This is a genomic window from Dyadobacter sp. HNCC25DJ183 (genome assembly GCF_056895175.1).
This window is the reverse complement of record NZ_JBXHAP010000011.1, coordinates 39,125-53,746: the sequence shown is the minus strand read 5'-3', so window position 1 is coordinate 53,746 and position 14,622 is coordinate 39,125. Positions and strand designations below refer to the sequence as shown.

At 46.3% G+C, this 14,622-nt stretch carries 11 protein-coding genes; 7 read left to right on the top strand and 4 right to left on the bottom strand.

The features are described 5' to 3' along the window. Nucleotides 1–150: 150 nt before the first annotated feature. Both AC1XTG_RS24705 and AC1XTG_RS24700 read left to right on the top strand, forming a co-directional pair. Entirely contained in the window at nucleotides 151–582 is a 432-nt protein-coding gene (locus AC1XTG_RS24705; protein WP_056279258.1) for an Hsp20/alpha crystallin family protein, read from the top strand. 217 nt (nucleotides 583–799) lie between these two features. Continuing rightward, nucleotides 800–2,332 (top strand): Do family serine endopeptidase, encoded by a 1,533-nt coding sequence (locus tag AC1XTG_RS24700; RefSeq protein WP_484843808.1) that lies wholly within the window; start codon nucleotides 800–802, stop codon nucleotides 2,330–2,332. A 58-nt stretch (nucleotides 2,333–2,390) separates the two neighbouring features. Here AC1XTG_RS24700 and AC1XTG_RS24695 read toward each other — a convergent pair whose 3' ends face one another. Further along, nucleotides 2,391–3,998: a pseudouridine synthase gene (locus AC1XTG_RS24695; RefSeq protein WP_484843807.1), complete on the bottom strand. Its 1,608-nt coding sequence runs from the start codon at nucleotides 3,996–3,998 to the stop codon at nucleotides 2,391–2,393. Nucleotides 3,999–4,296: 298 nt separating this feature from the next. Between AC1XTG_RS24695 and AC1XTG_RS24690 the strand changes: the two genes are divergently transcribed. From AC1XTG_RS24690 to AC1XTG_RS24680, 3 genes are all read left to right on the top strand, one after another. Then, the gene (locus AC1XTG_RS24690) at nucleotides 4,297–6,246 is read left to right on the top strand and encodes an acetoacetate--CoA ligase (protein WP_484843806.1); all 1,950 of its coding nucleotides are present in this window, start codon (nucleotides 4,297–4,299) and stop codon (nucleotides 6,244–6,246) included. A 164-nt stretch (nucleotides 6,247–6,410) separates the two neighbouring features. Beyond that, nucleotides 6,411–8,117 carry a S41 family peptidase gene (locus AC1XTG_RS24685; RefSeq protein WP_484843805.1) on the top strand — a complete coding sequence of 569 codons (1,707 nt, stop codon included), beginning with the start codon at nucleotides 6,411–6,413 and terminating at the stop codon, nucleotides 8,115–8,117. A 28-nt stretch (nucleotides 8,118–8,145) separates the two neighbouring features. Beyond that, nucleotides 8,146–8,898: an SDR family NAD(P)-dependent oxidoreductase gene (locus tag AC1XTG_RS24680; RefSeq protein WP_056279269.1), complete on the top strand. Its 753-nt coding sequence runs from the start codon at nucleotides 8,146–8,148 to the stop codon at nucleotides 8,896–8,898. A gap of 8 nt (nucleotides 8,899–8,906) precedes the next feature. On the opposite strand, the gene AC1XTG_RS24675 is transcribed toward AC1XTG_RS24680, so the two are convergent. From AC1XTG_RS24675 to AC1XTG_RS24665, 3 genes are all read right to left on the bottom strand, one after another. Then, nucleotides 8,907–9,587, bottom strand: coding sequence for a peptidoglycan DD-metalloendopeptidase family protein (locus AC1XTG_RS24675; protein WP_484843804.1), 681 nt, complete (start codon nucleotides 9,585–9,587; stop codon nucleotides 8,907–8,909). Nucleotides 9,588–9,645: 58 nt separating this feature from the next. Then, on the bottom strand, nucleotides 9,646–12,222 hold the full coding sequence (locus AC1XTG_RS24670) for a zinc-dependent metalloprotease (RefSeq protein ID WP_484843803.1): 2,577 nt from the start codon (nucleotides 12,220–12,222) through the stop codon (nucleotides 9,646–9,648). A 76-nt stretch (nucleotides 12,223–12,298) separates the two neighbouring features. Then, nucleotides 12,299–13,234: a Ppx/GppA phosphatase family protein gene (locus tag AC1XTG_RS24665; protein ID WP_056279276.1), complete on the bottom strand. Its 936-nt coding sequence runs from the start codon at nucleotides 13,232–13,234 to the stop codon at nucleotides 12,299–12,301. Nucleotides 13,235–13,391: 157 nt separating this feature from the next. Between AC1XTG_RS24665 and rpsU the strand changes: the two genes are divergently transcribed. Together rpsU and AC1XTG_RS24655 are read left to right on the top strand one after the other, a co-directional pair. Next, on the top strand, nucleotides 13,392–13,586 hold the full coding sequence (gene rpsU, locus AC1XTG_RS24660) for a 30S ribosomal protein S21 (protein ID WP_026629542.1): 195 nt from the start codon (nucleotides 13,392–13,394) through the stop codon (nucleotides 13,584–13,586). Nucleotides 13,587–13,688: 102 nt separating this feature from the next. Further along, nucleotides 13,689–14,561, top strand: a complete 873-nt coding sequence (locus AC1XTG_RS24655; protein WP_484843802.1) for a tyrosine-type recombinase/integrase — start codon at nucleotides 13,689–13,691, stop codon at nucleotides 14,559–14,561. The last annotated feature ends 61 nt before the right edge of the window (nucleotides 14,562–14,622 follow it).

The following is a 14,622-nucleotide window of genomic DNA, read 5'->3' as shown; positions in this document are numbered from 1 at the left end:
CATTCTGTCGCTTATATTTCCTTTACACCGCAGCTTTCGGACTTTTTGTCTTGTTGTTATCCATTTTTTTAACCCGGAATGGAAGTTGATAATATCACTGCATACCACGAAGGTTAAAACTGGAAATTAAAAACATAAAATCTTATAGCAATGAGCACATTAGTTAAAACCCAATTTGCAACTCCTTCTTACCTGAACGGATTTTTTGGAAAAGACCTTTTCAATGAATTTAACACACCAGCTTTCTCGGGAAGTGTACCGGCTGTGAATGTGGTGGAAAGTAAAGAAGGTTTCCGTATCGAAGTAGCCGCTCCGGGTTTACAGAAGTCGGACTTTAAATTGAACCTTGAAAAAAACCAGCTGACGATCTCTGCGCACAAAGAGCAGAAAAGTGAGGAAGCAGGGGAGAAATATACTCGCAGAGAGTTCAAATACAACTCGTTCCAGAGGACTTTCACATTGCCGAATTCAATTGACGGCGAGAAAATTGAAGCTAATTATGCCGATGGGATTTTGAGCATCTTGCTACCAAAAAGGGAAGAAGCGAAAGAGAAACCTGCCCGTCAGATCGAAATCGCCTAATTAAGTTCAGTATTACGGAAGGCGTTATTTTCACGAATAACGCCTTCTTCTATGATCAACGAAATGGCCCAAAATGCAGACAGAACTGGCAGGATATTTTGGTTAGATTTGAAATGAAATATCTTTGTTAAATTATGTTAAACGGGCCTGATAAGGGAATAAATAGTTATTTGCTTTGCGTTAATCATTCATAAAATTAAAACCCCAACATATGTCTATGAAAACAAATTGGAAAGGTTTAGTGTTGGTTGGGTTGATTTCAAGTGCGTCAACTCTTGCCGGCTTTAAACTATTAGGTCCGGACAGCGGCACGAATGTGATTTTCAAAGAAGCCCCTGCCGAATCTATTGCACGTTTTACCTCAACAGGCGCTCCGGTAGGTGCACCTGGCGATTTCGTCTACGCAGCAGAAGCAACTACTCCAACGGTTGTACACATAAAGTCAACAATGACCCGCCAGGCTTATCGCGGAGGCGGGCAGCAGATCCCGGATATTTTCAGGGACTTCTTCGGAGATGATTTTGGAGGCAGCCAGCGCGGCCCCCAATCTCAGGAAGCTTCGGGCTCAGGCGTTGTAATTTCAGCTGACGGTTACATTGTAACAAACAACCACGTTGTGGAAGGTGCACAGGAGCTGGAAGTGACTCTACATAACAAGAGAAAATACAGAGCGAAAGTAATCGGCACCGATCCGTCTACGGATATTGCCGTAATTAAAGTGGAAGCGAAAGATCTTCCTGCGGTGACCTTGGGTAATTCCGATGCAGTGAAAGTAGGAGAATGGGTAGTGGCAGTTGGTAACCCTTTTAATCTGGAATCAACAGTTACTGCTGGTATCGTTAGTGCAAAAGGCCGCGGTCTTGGGATCATTGGTCAATCACGCCGCAATGGTGTAACACCGGCTTCTGCAAGCGCAGGAGATTCGCCGCTTGAATCTTTTATTCAGACTGACGCAGTTGTAAACCCTGGAAACAGTGGTGGTGCACTTGTAAACCTTAAAGGTGAGTTGATCGGTATCAATACCGCGATCGCGAGCCCGACAGGTAGCTTTGCAGGTTATGCTTTTGCAGTTCCTTCCAGCATTGTGAAGAAAGTATCCAGTGACCTTATCAAATTTGGTAATGTACAACGCGGATACCTTGGCATTCAGCTGGACGATCTTGACAGCAGAAAAGCAGAAGAGTATGGAGTGAAAGTGAATGACGGTGTTTACGTACGTGAATTCACTGAAAACAGCGCAGCAAAAGCAGGCGGTGTAAACAAAGGCGACGTGATCGTGAAAGTAGATGGAATGGATATCCATTCTGTTCCTGAGCTGCAACAATCAATCGGCTTGCACAAGCCTGGCGATAAAGTGAACCTGACTGTAAACCGTGATGGCAAGGAAAAAGACCTGAGCATTACGCTACGCAACAGGACAGGCGGTTCTGATATCATCAAACGCGATGAAACCGCTGCGATCATGAATGTGCTGGGTGCACAATTCGGTAACCTGAGCGACGCGGAAAAACAACGTTTGTCCAGATATAAAATCGAAGGTGGTGTAAAGGTAGTTTCTATTGAAGGCGGCAAGTTTGCCCGCTCGCAGGTGGAAGAAGGATTTATCATCACCAAAGTAAATGGAAAGGCAATCCGTACCGTGAAGGAGTTTGAAGCGGCAATTGCCGGCAAAGAAGAGTCGATGGTAACATTCGAGGGGCTTTACCCTGATGCACCTTATGATGTATTTTCTTTCGGATTCAGATTGTAATAGCAATAGATTGAAACAAAACGAGGCTGCGGATTCCGCAGCCTCGTTTTGTTTTGTATCAGAGCATATATTTGAGCTTGACAACCTCTTTCTCACTCAAAAACCGCCATTTACCTCTTGGCAGGTCTTTCTTATTCAAACCTGCAAAAACGGTCCGGTCTAGCTTCTGGACTTCGTAACCCATGTGCTCAAACATCCGGCGAACAATCCGGTTGCGGCCACTGTGGATTTCAAGTCCTACCACCATTGCATCAGGAGTCACGATACCAACTTCATCGGGGCGGATAAAACCGTCTTCCAGATCTACCCCGTGCTGTAACCGCTCGAAATCTTCTGTTGTGATTGGTTTATCCAGCTCAGCCTGGTAAATCTTCTTGATCCCGCTTGAAGGATGCGTCAGCTTTTCGGCGAGTTCACCATCGTTAGTCAGCAATAGCAAACCTGTTGTGTTCCTGTCCAAACGACCTACCGGGTACACACGCTCATTACACGCGCCTTTGATCAGGTCCAAAACAGTTTTACGCTCTTCCGGATCGTCCGTTGTAGTGATATAATCCTTCGGTTTGTTGATCAGGATGTACACCATTTTCTCAGGATTAAGCGCCTTTTTGCCGTATTTGACAACGTCGCTCATCTTGACTTTATAACCCATTTCGGTAATCGTTTTTCCATTTACCGAGATCTGGCCGGAAGAAATCAGATCATCAGCTTCCCTGCGCGAACAGATACCTGCATTCGCGATATAGCGGTTCAGCCTGATGTCAGTGCTGATTTCTTCTTTTTTTTTTGGAGCTATCTTCTTCTCATAATCTTGCAGATTGTAGCGGGGCGCTGTCTCATATCTGCCCACTCTGCGGTCCAATCCGCTTCTGTCTTCGGCATCAGGTGCTCTTTCTTCTCTCGGTGCTCTCTCGTCCCTTGATGGTCTTTCGCCTCTTGGCGCTCTTTCATCGCGTCCGGATCTATCACTTCTCGGTGCCCGCTTGTCGCTTTGATCCCGATTTTCTCTCGGTCTGAAACCTTCCCGCGGCGCTCTTTCTTCACGTTCGAAACTCTCTCTTGGCGCCCTGTCACCATCCTCTCTTGGCCTGAAACTTTCTCTTGGTCCGCCTTCTCTGGATTCTCTAGGACGGAACTCATTTCTGTCTTCCCTCTTCCCGAATGCAGGTCTTCCTTCCGGCCTGAACTCATGTGTTTTATCAAAACGTGGCCTTTCATCCCTGTCGGAAGATGTTCTTCTGTCGGAAAAAGGTCTTCTTTCTGAATTTTCATCCGTACTGCGTGGTCGGAACGGGCGGCTTTCTCCTGATTCAGGTTTTCTGAAAGACCTTTTCTCTCCCTGGAAGCCCGAATCTTTTTTGAAACCACCGGCATTTCCGAAGGGTTTGTCCTTGCGGAAACCACCTTGTTCGCGATTGAAACGCGGCCTGTCATCTGCTGGTTTTTCGTGTCCGAAGCTTGGACGTGATTTGGCTGGCTTGTTTTCCTGTGCTGAGAATTTCAGACTGGATTTTTTAACACTCGGCTTACTGAAACGGCTTTCAGTTTCTGGCTTTGGTTTTCTGAATGAATTACCGCCGCCGCCGCTGCTTTTGCGGAAGGATTTGTCCCCTCCACCCGAAGACTGGCCACCTGCCGGTCTCGAATTGTTTGTTCTTTTTCTCATTTTAGGAATGCAGTATCACTACTGGGATTTTTTCCTCTTAACAAATTGCTTGTAACTGAAAGTTAATTTGTGGTATATTTTCCGACATTAATGCCACCAAAATCAGTTAGCCAGCGTATCTGATCATCAGAAAGTGTTGATAATTTATAGATTAGCCTGCAAAGATACGCCAATTTTCCGGTTAAATATTTCGCGGCCATTTTATGTCAAAAGTCATAAAGCAACGTTTATTAGTACTATCAGCGAAATGCCGGTTACAAGGCTTTCGGATCTAAATCTTCAATGAACGATATCGTATATGTCAACCGAGGTGCAGACTCAGCCATTATGGAAACCTGGACGGACATTGCTGGAACAATCCAATCTGAAAAAGTATATGGATTGGCTTTTTGTCAAAAAGGGACTTTATTTTCGATCTTATCACGACCTGTGGGAGTGGTCTGTAACCGATCTGGAAGATTTTTGGGAAAGTCTCTGGAATTACTTCAATATTAAGTCACACGATCTTTATCTCGAAGTTTTGCAACGCCCGCAAAGTGGAATGATAGGTACCAAGTGGTTTACCCGCTCCAAGCTCAACTACGCAGAGCATATTTTCAGGAATAAAACAAAAGATCGGCCCGCCATTCTGTTTAAATCTGAGCAGGAAGGACTTCGTGAAATATCGTGGGAGCAGCTGGAAGCGGAAGTGGCAGCGGTAGCAACCTGGCTCAAACAAATAGGAGTGCGGCCCGGCGATCGGGTAGCGGCTGTTCTACCCAACATACCTCAGGCAGTGGTGGCGTTTCTGGCAGCTAACTCCATTGGTGCAGTTTGGTCTTCGTGCTCGCCGGATTTTGGAAAAACGGCGTTGGTCGAGAGATTCCGGCAAATTGAACCCAAAGTCCTGTTTATTGCCGACGGTTGCCAGTACAATGGCAAGGTTCACGATCTGACCGCATTCGCGCAGGAGCTTTCCATTTCGCTACGCTCTGTTAAGGATATCGTTTTAATCAATAATACTGGTGCCGAAAGCAGGTACGAAAGATATACATCCTGGGAGGATATTCTCCATTTGCAGCATTTTGGCATTGACTTTGAGCCGGTTCCCTTCGATCATCCGATCTGGATTTTGTATTCGTCGGGAACAACTGCTGAGCCTAAGGCGATTACGCACGGGGTAGGCGGCTGTTTAATAGAGCATTTAAAGGCTTTGGTTTTACACCAGAATGTGAAACCGGGCGACCGTTACTTCTGGTACTCCACAACGGGCTGGATGATGTGGAATTATGCGTTGAGTTCGCTGCTTTGCGGTGCTACGCTGGTGCTTTACGATGGGGCGCCTGCTTATCCTTCCTCACAGGTGCTTTGGAGTCTGGCAGAAGAAGCCAGGATTACACACTTTGGAAGTGGCGCTGCGTTTTTCATTAACTCCATGAAAAGCAGTGTCAGCATTACATCTGAGCGCCTTTCCGCATTAGAAACGATTGGATCCACCGGGTCCCCCTTGCCTCCGGAAGTTTTTGAATGGGTTTATAAGCAGGTTAAAAAAGATGTGTGGCTGATCTCGTTAAGCGGAGGTACTGACGTTTGTTCCGCATTCGTAGGTGGCTGCCCGATCGTACCTGTATATGCAGGCGAGATACAATGCAGAATGCTCGGTGCACGCATTGAAGCTTTTGACGAAGATGGTAAACCGGTAAAAAATGCGCTGGGAGAAATGGTAATTACCCAGCCGATGCCTTCTATGCCCGTCTGTTTCTGGAATGACCCTTCCCAGGAAAAGTATCACAGCAGCTACTTTGAAATGTACCCGGCTGTTTGGCGGCACGGAGATTGGATCAAAATAACCGACCGGCACTCAGTAATCATCTACGGACGCTCTGATGCCACATTAAACAGAGGAGGAGTGCGTATCGGAACTGCGGAGATTTACCGGGCAGTTGAAAGCCTGCCCGAAGTGAAAGACAGCCTGGCTGTTTATCTTGAAAAATCCAATGGCGAGGGTACCATTTCTCTTTTCGTTGTGCTGGGCAGAGAGCAGGACCTGACCGATGAATTGAAGGCCAAGATCAGGGAAACGATTCGCAGCCAGTACAGTCCGCGGCATATTCCTGATACGATCGAGCAGGTTGCCGACATTCCTTACACGATCAACGGGAAGAAAATGGAGGCTCCCATGAAGCGCATACTTATGGGCCAGGATCCGGAGAAGTGCATTAACCTGGATACAATGCGTAATCCTGAATCACTGAAATCTTTTGTTTGAGGCCGAAATTCAATTTCTGTTCAGGATCTAAGCCTGCTCTATTTTCGTTTTCCTTCAAAACGTGCCCTCGGCTCTCTTGCAATAAGCAATCAAAATCGCTTACTTCACGTTAGATAGAAGTGTGCCGGACAGTCTTCTCAACACCCTTTTCAAACTTGACCAGCATGAATCCAGAAAAGTCTCAGACACCGATTAATAATCCAAAATCGGTTGTGCGTTTGCCAATCATCATTGGAATAACGCTGGCGGCGGGTGTGTTGCTGGGCAGCACGTTTTTTAGCGGCGGAAAGAAACTGTCAGAAGTTGCCAAGGGATATGCCAAGTTCCGGGAAGTATTGATGCTGGTTGAGAATAACTATGTTGACTCTGTGAATACCGAGGAGCTGGTTGATTTTTCAATTTCAAAAATGCTGGAAAAGCTCGATCCGCACACAGCCTACTTCAATGCAGAAGAAGCTACCGCAGCACGTTCGCAGCTGGAATCGGGCTTTGACGGGATAGGCGTTGAATTCAATATTTACAATGATACGGTTTACGTGGTAACGCCCCTGAGCGGCGGACCTTCGGAGGCAGCGGGTATCCAGAGTGGTGACCGGATTATCTCGGTTAACAAAGAGAACCTTTCGGGGCCGGGTGTAACCAATGCACAGGTCTATAAATTATTACGTGGTAAAAGGGGCACGAAGGTAAATCTCGCCATTGAGCGCGTGGGATTGAATGAGAAGATGAACTTCTCGGTAGTCCGCGACCGCATTCCAACATTCTCCGTTGATGCATCTTATATGGTTGATCAGGAGATCGGCTATATCAAGGTCAGCCGTTTTTCCGAATCAACATTTGAAGAGTTTAAATCTGCACTGAAGACATTGAAGGGGCAAGGATTGAAGAACCTGATCCTCGACCTGCGCGGCAATCCCGGAGGTTATATGGAGCGTGCTACAAGCATGGCCGATGAATTTATCGCGGGAGATAAGCTGCTGGTGTACACCGAAGGAAAGGACAGCCGCTTCGACCGTAAAACACGTTCGCACGTCGACGGACTTTTTGAACAGGGTCCATTGATCGTTCTGGTAGATGAAGGAAGCGCCTCTGCTTCTGAAATCCTCGCCGGCGCATTGCAGGATCATGACCGCGCATTGGTTGTGGGCCGGAGATCTTACGGAAAAGGCCTGGTTCAAATGCCAATCAAGCTTTCTGACGGATCTGAACTGCGCCTGACAATCTCGCGCTATTATACCCCGAGCGGAAGAAGCATTCAAAAACCTTACGAACTGGGCAAGGGAGAAGATTACAGCCAGGATCTTTCACATCGTTACGAAAGCGGCGAGCTGTTCAATGTGGATAGTATCAAATTCGATAAAAGTAAAGTTTATAAAACTGACGGCGGGCGCATTGTTTACGGCGGCGGCGGCATTACACCGGATATTTTTGTTCCAAAAGATACCTTGCAGAACAGCAAGTATCTGTTTGAGCTTTACTCAAAAAATATCATCAGAGAATACGCATTGCGTTATGCCAATTCAAATCAGAAGAAATTGGAAAAACAGACTTTTGACGAGTTTGTGAAATCCTTTGAAGTGTCTGATGCTATGCTGGCCGATATGGTAAAAGACGCAACGAAATCAGGCATCAAGCCAAATCCCGCTGAGCTGGATCTTTCAAAAACACTGATTACCTCTCAAACGAAGGCAATCATCGGTCGCTATGTTTGGGGCAGAAAGCAGAAGAGCGGACTTAATAATGAGGTTTTCCAGGTACTTAATCCTACCGATAATGTTTTTCAACAGGCAGTCCAAATGTTTAACCAGGCAGCCCAGCTTGAAAAAGGTCAATTTAGCAGTCTGAATATCCCGCGTAAGAAAAAGGAGTAGTCAGACCAGTAACACAATCAAAATTCTAATGTCCCGTATTGCATTAATTACCGGAGCTACCTCCGGGATAGGAAAAGCAACAGCCGAACTCTTCGCTGATGCAGGAATTGATCTTATTCTGTGTGGTCGCCGCCAGGAAAGGCTCGATGAGCTCGCTGACAAATTATCTTCCAAAGTACAGGTGACCACCCTTCTTTTTGACGTTCGCGACAAAGGTGCTGTGCTTGCAATGATCAACTCGCTTTCCGATGATTGGAAAAATATTGATATCCTGATCAACAATGCAGGCAATGCGCACGGGCTCGGCTCCCTGGATGAAGGCGATACGAATGACTGGGACTCTATGATAGATGGAAATGTAAAAGGCTTGCTATACGTTTCGAAAGCGGTTATTCCATTGCTTTTGGAAAAAGGGAAGGGGCATATCGTCAATATCAGTTCCATTGCAGGCAAGCAGACTTACCCTAATGGAGCAGTATACTGCGCGTCGAAAGCGGCTGTGGAAGTACTAAGCGAGGGAATGCGCCTGGAATTGACACAACACGGAATCAAGGTAACAAATGTGGCGCCCGGAGCTGTGGAGACAGAATTTTCATTGGTTCGCTTCAAAGGCGATGAGGAGCGTGCAGGGAAAGTGTACCAGGGTTTTGATCCATTGCAGGCCGGAGATATTGCTGACGCAATCTTGTACGCTGTAAATGCACCGGATCGCGTGACCATTGCGGATATCACGATTCTGGCCGGTGCACAATCTACTGCAACTACCATTCACAGGAAGTAGCAACCAACTCAGCTATTTTTCGCTATTCTTAAAATGAGATTGGGATCGGGACATATTGAAAAATAATAGTCCTGATCAAAAAAGCTACTTACCCCTGGGAAATCGCCCTCATAATCACCAATATCGCTGATCACCTGGAAATGCAGGTGCGGTGGCCAGTCACCATTTTCCGGATAGTCGCCAATGGAGGCGAAGCGTTCCCCTTTCGCAATGCGTTTTCCGACAGCAAGTCCGTCGAGCGACGAAAGCGACAAATGCCCGTACAATGTATAAAATGGTACTCCGGATAATTCGTGGGCCAAAATGATCGTGGGGCCATAATCTCCGTAGTGGTTGTTGAATGCGTAGCTGTGAACTGTTCCGTCAAGAGGCGCAAACAGCGGCTCGCCCGCTTCAATCCAGATATCAGTACCCAAGTGAATGCTCCTCGCGCCCGGTTCATCGCCTCCGAAATGCATTCGCTGGCGGTATATCACCCGGTTTTCTCCATACCCGCCAATTCCATTGTATCTGCTTCGCGACAGAAGCTCTTCAAAAACATACTTTGAAAACTCACTCGTTTTTGAAAGATCGCGGGTAAGTAATACCTCGTTGCTGGCTGAGAAATCCAGTCTTCTGTAAGGTTTTACGTTGTCAATCACTTTGGCAAATGCAGGATAGTTGCCGAGTATTTGTTTCAAATCCGCCATAACAGAGGTTTAAAGCAAAAGAGCCAGGCACGAATGCCCGGCTCTCTGAATTCAAGACTTATTTAGGATCGAGACTTTGTTTGATCCTCTGCAGAATATCCTGCAAGTGATACTTTGTGATTTTGTCCGCACTTTTTGGAATAGCAGCTGTAATCGTTGTTTTCAGATTTTCCAGGTGCGCCCGGGCCACAGAAGGCAGATCCGTTTTTTCCAGCTCCACAACGCGGGTGGAAAAACCATAGGTAATTCCCACCGGAATTGACTGTACATTGGCTTTGCCAGGTTTCAGCAAATCGATCAGCTTTTCAGTATAAACCTTCTGTAGGTTGCGACGGTACAAATCGATGTTCTTGCCCGTTTTGGTTTCCGACCAGATACCGCCTTCCAAATCAGTGAACAGCTCATCGAGCGTGTAATTTTTGGCAGTCATACCTGTTTCCATCAGCCTCACAGCCCTGTCGCCTGCGAAAAGCGCAGTGATCGCGTATTCGTGCAATGCTTTAATTGCCTCTACACCTGTCTCGGGCTTGATCTTATTGATGATATTCTGATCTAAAAGCCAGGTAGGCGTTTTGAAAAGCTGCGCATTCAGGAATTCAACTGCCTCTTTCTGCTTACTTTTCGCGACCGGTGTAAATGTCGGCCCTTCCATGTCGTAGGTAGTTGGTGTATCGTAGATACCGCCTATATTTTTAATTACGTGGCCGAGGTACCGGCGATATTGTGCAGTTACATTGCTGTAAATCTCATCAAGTTCCTTATAGCTTTCTCCATCTTCACGGCTCCATTCGATCAGGTTCGGGAGAATCCTTTTCAGGTTTTTTATTCCATACTCGGAAGCTTTCATCGCATTGTCACCCAAATCTTCCGTTTGGTACCTCGGATCGTATGGGCTGATTTCTGTTCCAAAATGCAGCCTGGTATCCTTGTAAGCCTCTTTTGTCATTTCATTCAGCTTCGCCTTCTGCGCTTTTGGACCGAGGATATCAGCGAAGTTGCTGTAACCCCACTGAATTGCCCACTTGTCATAATCTCCAATCCTTGGGAAAAGATCGGTGATACCATCTTCGGGCTGTGCCACATAATTAAACCGGGCATAATCCATAATGGAGGCTGTGTGGCCGTGCTCTTTGATCCACTCTTTGTCACGCAGCTTTTCTACCGGCGTAGCTGAGCTGGCGCCCATATTATGCCGCAGTCCCAATGTATGTCCGATTTCGTGGGAGGATACAAAGCGCACGAGCTCGCCCATTAATTCGTCGTCAAATTTCTTTGTACGTGCTTTTGGGTCTACCGCAGCCGCCTGAATAAGATACCAGTTACGCAGCAGGCGCATTACATTGTGGTACCAGCCAATGTGGCTTTCCAGGATTTCGCCACTTCGCGGATCGTGTACATTCGGACCGTATGCATTCTGGATATCTGCTGCGAAATAGCGGATTACCGAGTACCGGGCGTCTTCCAGGCTCATGGTTGTGTCGCCTTCCGGCCAGTATTCGCCACGGATCGCATTTTTCCAGCCTGCTTTTTCAAAGGCAACCTGCCAGTCATCAACGCCGGCTTTCAGGTACTTGCGCCATTTTTCTGGCGTTGCAGGGTCGATGTAATAGATTATAGGCTTTTTCGGTTCAATCAGCTCGCCATTCTTCTGTTTCGCTGCGTCTTCCGCATTCTTGGGTTCAAGCCTCCATCTTACTGCAAATACTTCCGTATCTGATCGCTGCGATTCTTCACCGAATACCGCATACTGATTGGCAAAATACCCAACTCTGCTATCGAAAATGCGTTTTTGCATGGGTCTTTCGGGCAGCAGGATCATGGAAGTATTCATCTCAAATGTGACAACCCCGGCGTCGAGCCCCGATGGTAAGTACTGGCCGATCTGCGGTACGGGCGTAGGTGTGAGCATTTGTGGCGATACGGTAAAGGTTTTTACAGTCCGTATTTCCGTGTTGATCGGGAAACTTCTCATTTTTTCAATGTAAGAAGCCTCCTTTTTGAAACCTGTCAGTTTCAGCAATTGCTTGTTGACCGAGTTAAGTGAGAAAACCTGGTTATCAGAATTGAAAAACTCGGTAACGTCGATCACCGAAGCTTTTGCGCCAGGATCTTTTTTAACTGCTTTAATGTCGAAAACACCAATGATAGGATCAGAGTTGGAGTTTTTAACAGCCTGGAAAATAGGTTTGGTACTGTCGGGACTGGTTAAAACCACTGTCACGGATCTGAGCAGTACGTTATTGTCTACCCCTTTTTCCCAGCGGATCATCTGACGGTTTACTTCCTCCCCACCAAAAATCCCGCCTCCTGCGGCCGTCTTCGAATATCGGGTAACTGCCATGATATCCCGGTTCAATAACGAATCCGGTATTTCAAAATACCATTTGTCGTCCATTTTGTGCACCGAGATCATTCCTTTCTGGCTCACTGCACTGGTATCGATCAGGTCTTTGAAAGCCTTCGGACTTTTTTTCTTGTCCTCTTTCAGCTTGTCTTTAACCGCCGTCGCCATTGCGTCGACTGCCTTTTCGATTTTTACATCTTCTTCCTTCTTTTTCTTCTTTTTTTGGGCTTGGGCATCATTAAGATACACGAGAGCTAGTCCCGTAAGAATAAGGCACCGAAATAATCTCATGGAATTGTTTAAGAGTTTTGTTTTAAATGATAGAAGCCAGGGAGTAAATCAAAATCTAATTTACGATTAGAAGCAATTAGTTTGACAATAATTCGGCAAGAACACCTTCTTTTAATGCGTAACTGGAAATCTGAATTTTGTGAATGCCGTAACTTTTTAAAACATAGTCAATCAGGCACACTGCGACTACGATCATATCCACCCGCAGCTCGATCATTCCTGAAATTTGCATCCGCTGGTCGTGGTTTCCGGAAACGATAAGGTGATAGGCGCGGTAGAATTCTTCTAATGGAAGATGAAAGTCAGTCTGGTGTTTTGGAGGACCTTCGCCAAGGCGGTATTGAAAATCCATGTCAACAAGCGTGTCGAACGTGCCTGAGGAGCCGATCAGCTTCTGCGGGGCGTATTGATGAATCGCATTAGCCAGTGGAATGAGGTTTTCGTCAAAATAGTTATAGAGGTTCTTCTTGTCGGCGACAGATAGCGGATCGTTTCTCATAAACTTGTCCATCAAACGTTGTCCGCCGATCTCAAAGCTTTGTTTCCAGAATATTTGCGCGTGGTTTCCGATAATGAACTCCACACTTCCGCCCCCAATATCCATGATCAGCGAAGGCTCGTTTCCAATATCGGTACCAAAACGGACACCACGATAAATGTACTCCGCTTCCTTGTTCCCGTCTATAACTGTAATGGAAATGCCCGTTTTGTGGAATACCTCAGTGCAAAACTCGCCCTGGTTTTCTGCATTCCGGATTGCACTGGTACCGAAAGCAAACGTGTGTTCAGCATGGACTCCGTGCAAGTCCAGTGTTTCCCGGAAGTAGGAAAGTACGGCACTCGCGCGGCCGAAAGCCTCCGGTGTGATCGTTTTCCGGTTGATCCCGCCCATTCCAATCCTGGCCGGACGGCTGTCATGAAAGATTTTGGAAAACTGATCCCCATTTTTTTCGATGATCAGCAGGTGAAATGTATTTGTTCCTAAATCGATAATTCCCAGTCGAGAGCTCATATTGGGCTGTCTAATTGTTCCATTGCTTTCCTTCTATCGCGGTACTTGCAAAAATAACCTAATTTTAATGACTTATTTCTTGATTTTCTGTTTGATATAACTTTTCTTTGCAGTCCAATTTCAGAAAACCATTCAAAATAACATTACATTAATAAGCATGCTGATTATTAACATAAAAGACAACGAATCGATTGACCGCGCTCTTAAGCGTTACAAGAAGAAATTTGAAAGAACCGGTACAATGCGTCAGCTTCGTGCTCGTACAGCTTTCGAAAAACCATCTGTTAGACGTCGTTTCGAAGTTTTGCGTGCCGTTTACAAGGAAAAGACTTACGGTCATTTAGAGGACTAGATCCAAAGGAGTGGTTTCTGAATGAATTATACAGGATCATTGTATCCATATCAAAAAAGAGCTGTCTGATTTCAGATAGCTCTTTTTTGTATATTGGCCGCTATGATCGATGCCTTTCTGCAATTTCTGAATTTTGAAAAGCGCGCCAGCGCACATACGGTCAAATCGTACCAAACTGATCTGGACCAATTTCAGAAATACCTGTTGCTTCAATATGAATGCAGTGCTCCTGAAACAGCACAGCCGGCTATGTTACGGTCGTGGGTTGTCAGCTTAATGGAAGAAGGATTAAACCCGACTTCTGTGAACAGGAAAATTGCCTCTCTGCGGAGTTACTATGCATTTTTGAGACGAAAACAATTGATTTCCAAAGATCCGACGAAAGTCCTGTCGGCGTTAAAAACGCGAAAAAAGCTTCCCGCATTCGTTGAAGAGCACTCAATGGAAATGCTTTTTCAGGAAGATATGTTTTCGGCAGACTTCTCGGGGATGCGTGACCGGGTGGTAATTGAGCTGCTTTATGGAAGCGGGATCCGGCTTGCCGAGCTGCTGGACCTGGAAGTAAGGCACGTGGACCTGCACGCATATACGCTTCGGGTTTTTGGAAAACGCGCCAAAGAACGCATTGTACCGATCGGAAAATCTCTGGCCGAGCTGCTGGAAACCTATCTGCAACAAAGAAAGGAAGTTGCGGCCGCAGATAACCTGATTGTCACGGACTCGGGGAAAGCAGCTTACCCGGTGTTTATTCAAAGGCTTGTTAAAAAATATCTTTCGGCAGTAACTACTTTATCTCAAAAGAGCCCCCACATCCTCCGTCACACCTACGCAACGCACTTGCTTAACCGCGGAGCCGATCTGAATGCAATTAAGGAGCTGCTTGGTCACGCCAACCTGGCAGCCACGCAGATTTATACCCACAACTCCATTGAAAAGCTGAAAAAAACGCATCAGCAAGCCCACCCAAAAGCCTGAAACCGATTTTTAGGATTATATTTGACCTCCATAGCAGATCTCAAAATATAATTTCGTCGCT

Coding starts and splice junctions, on each gene's coding strand:
- AC1XTG_RS24705 (WP_056279258.1), top strand. CDS start 151: ATGAGCACATTAGTTAAAACCCAATTTGCAACTCCTTCTTACCTGAAC.
- AC1XTG_RS24700 (WP_484843808.1), top strand. CDS start 800: ATGAAAACAAATTGGAAAGGTTTAGTGTTGGTTGGGTTGATTTCAAGT.
- AC1XTG_RS24695 (WP_484843807.1), bottom strand. CDS start 3,998: ATGAGAAAAAGAACAAACAATTCGAGACCGGCAGGTGGCCAGTCTTCG.
- AC1XTG_RS24690 (WP_484843806.1), top strand. CDS start 4,297: ATGTCAACCGAGGTGCAGACTCAGCCATTATGGAAACCTGGACGGACA.
- AC1XTG_RS24685 (WP_484843805.1), top strand. CDS start 6,411: ATGAATCCAGAAAAGTCTCAGACACCGATTAATAATCCAAAATCGGTT.
- AC1XTG_RS24680 (WP_056279269.1), top strand. CDS start 8,146: ATGTCCCGTATTGCATTAATTACCGGAGCTACCTCCGGGATAGGAAAA.
- AC1XTG_RS24675 (WP_484843804.1), bottom strand. CDS start 9,587: ATGGCGGATTTGAAACAAATACTCGGCAACTATCCTGCATTTGCCAAA.
- AC1XTG_RS24670 (WP_484843803.1), bottom strand. CDS start 12,222: ATGAGATTATTTCGGTGCCTTATTCTTACGGGACTAGCTCTCGTGTAT.
- AC1XTG_RS24665 (WP_056279276.1), bottom strand. CDS start 13,234: ATGAGCTCTCGACTGGGAATTATCGATTTAGGAACAAATACATTTCAC.
- rpsU (WP_026629542.1), top strand. CDS start 13,392: ATGCTGATTATTAACATAAAAGACAACGAATCGATTGACCGCGCTCTT.
- AC1XTG_RS24655 (WP_484843802.1), top strand. CDS start 13,689: ATGATCGATGCCTTTCTGCAATTTCTGAATTTTGAAAAGCGCGCCAGC.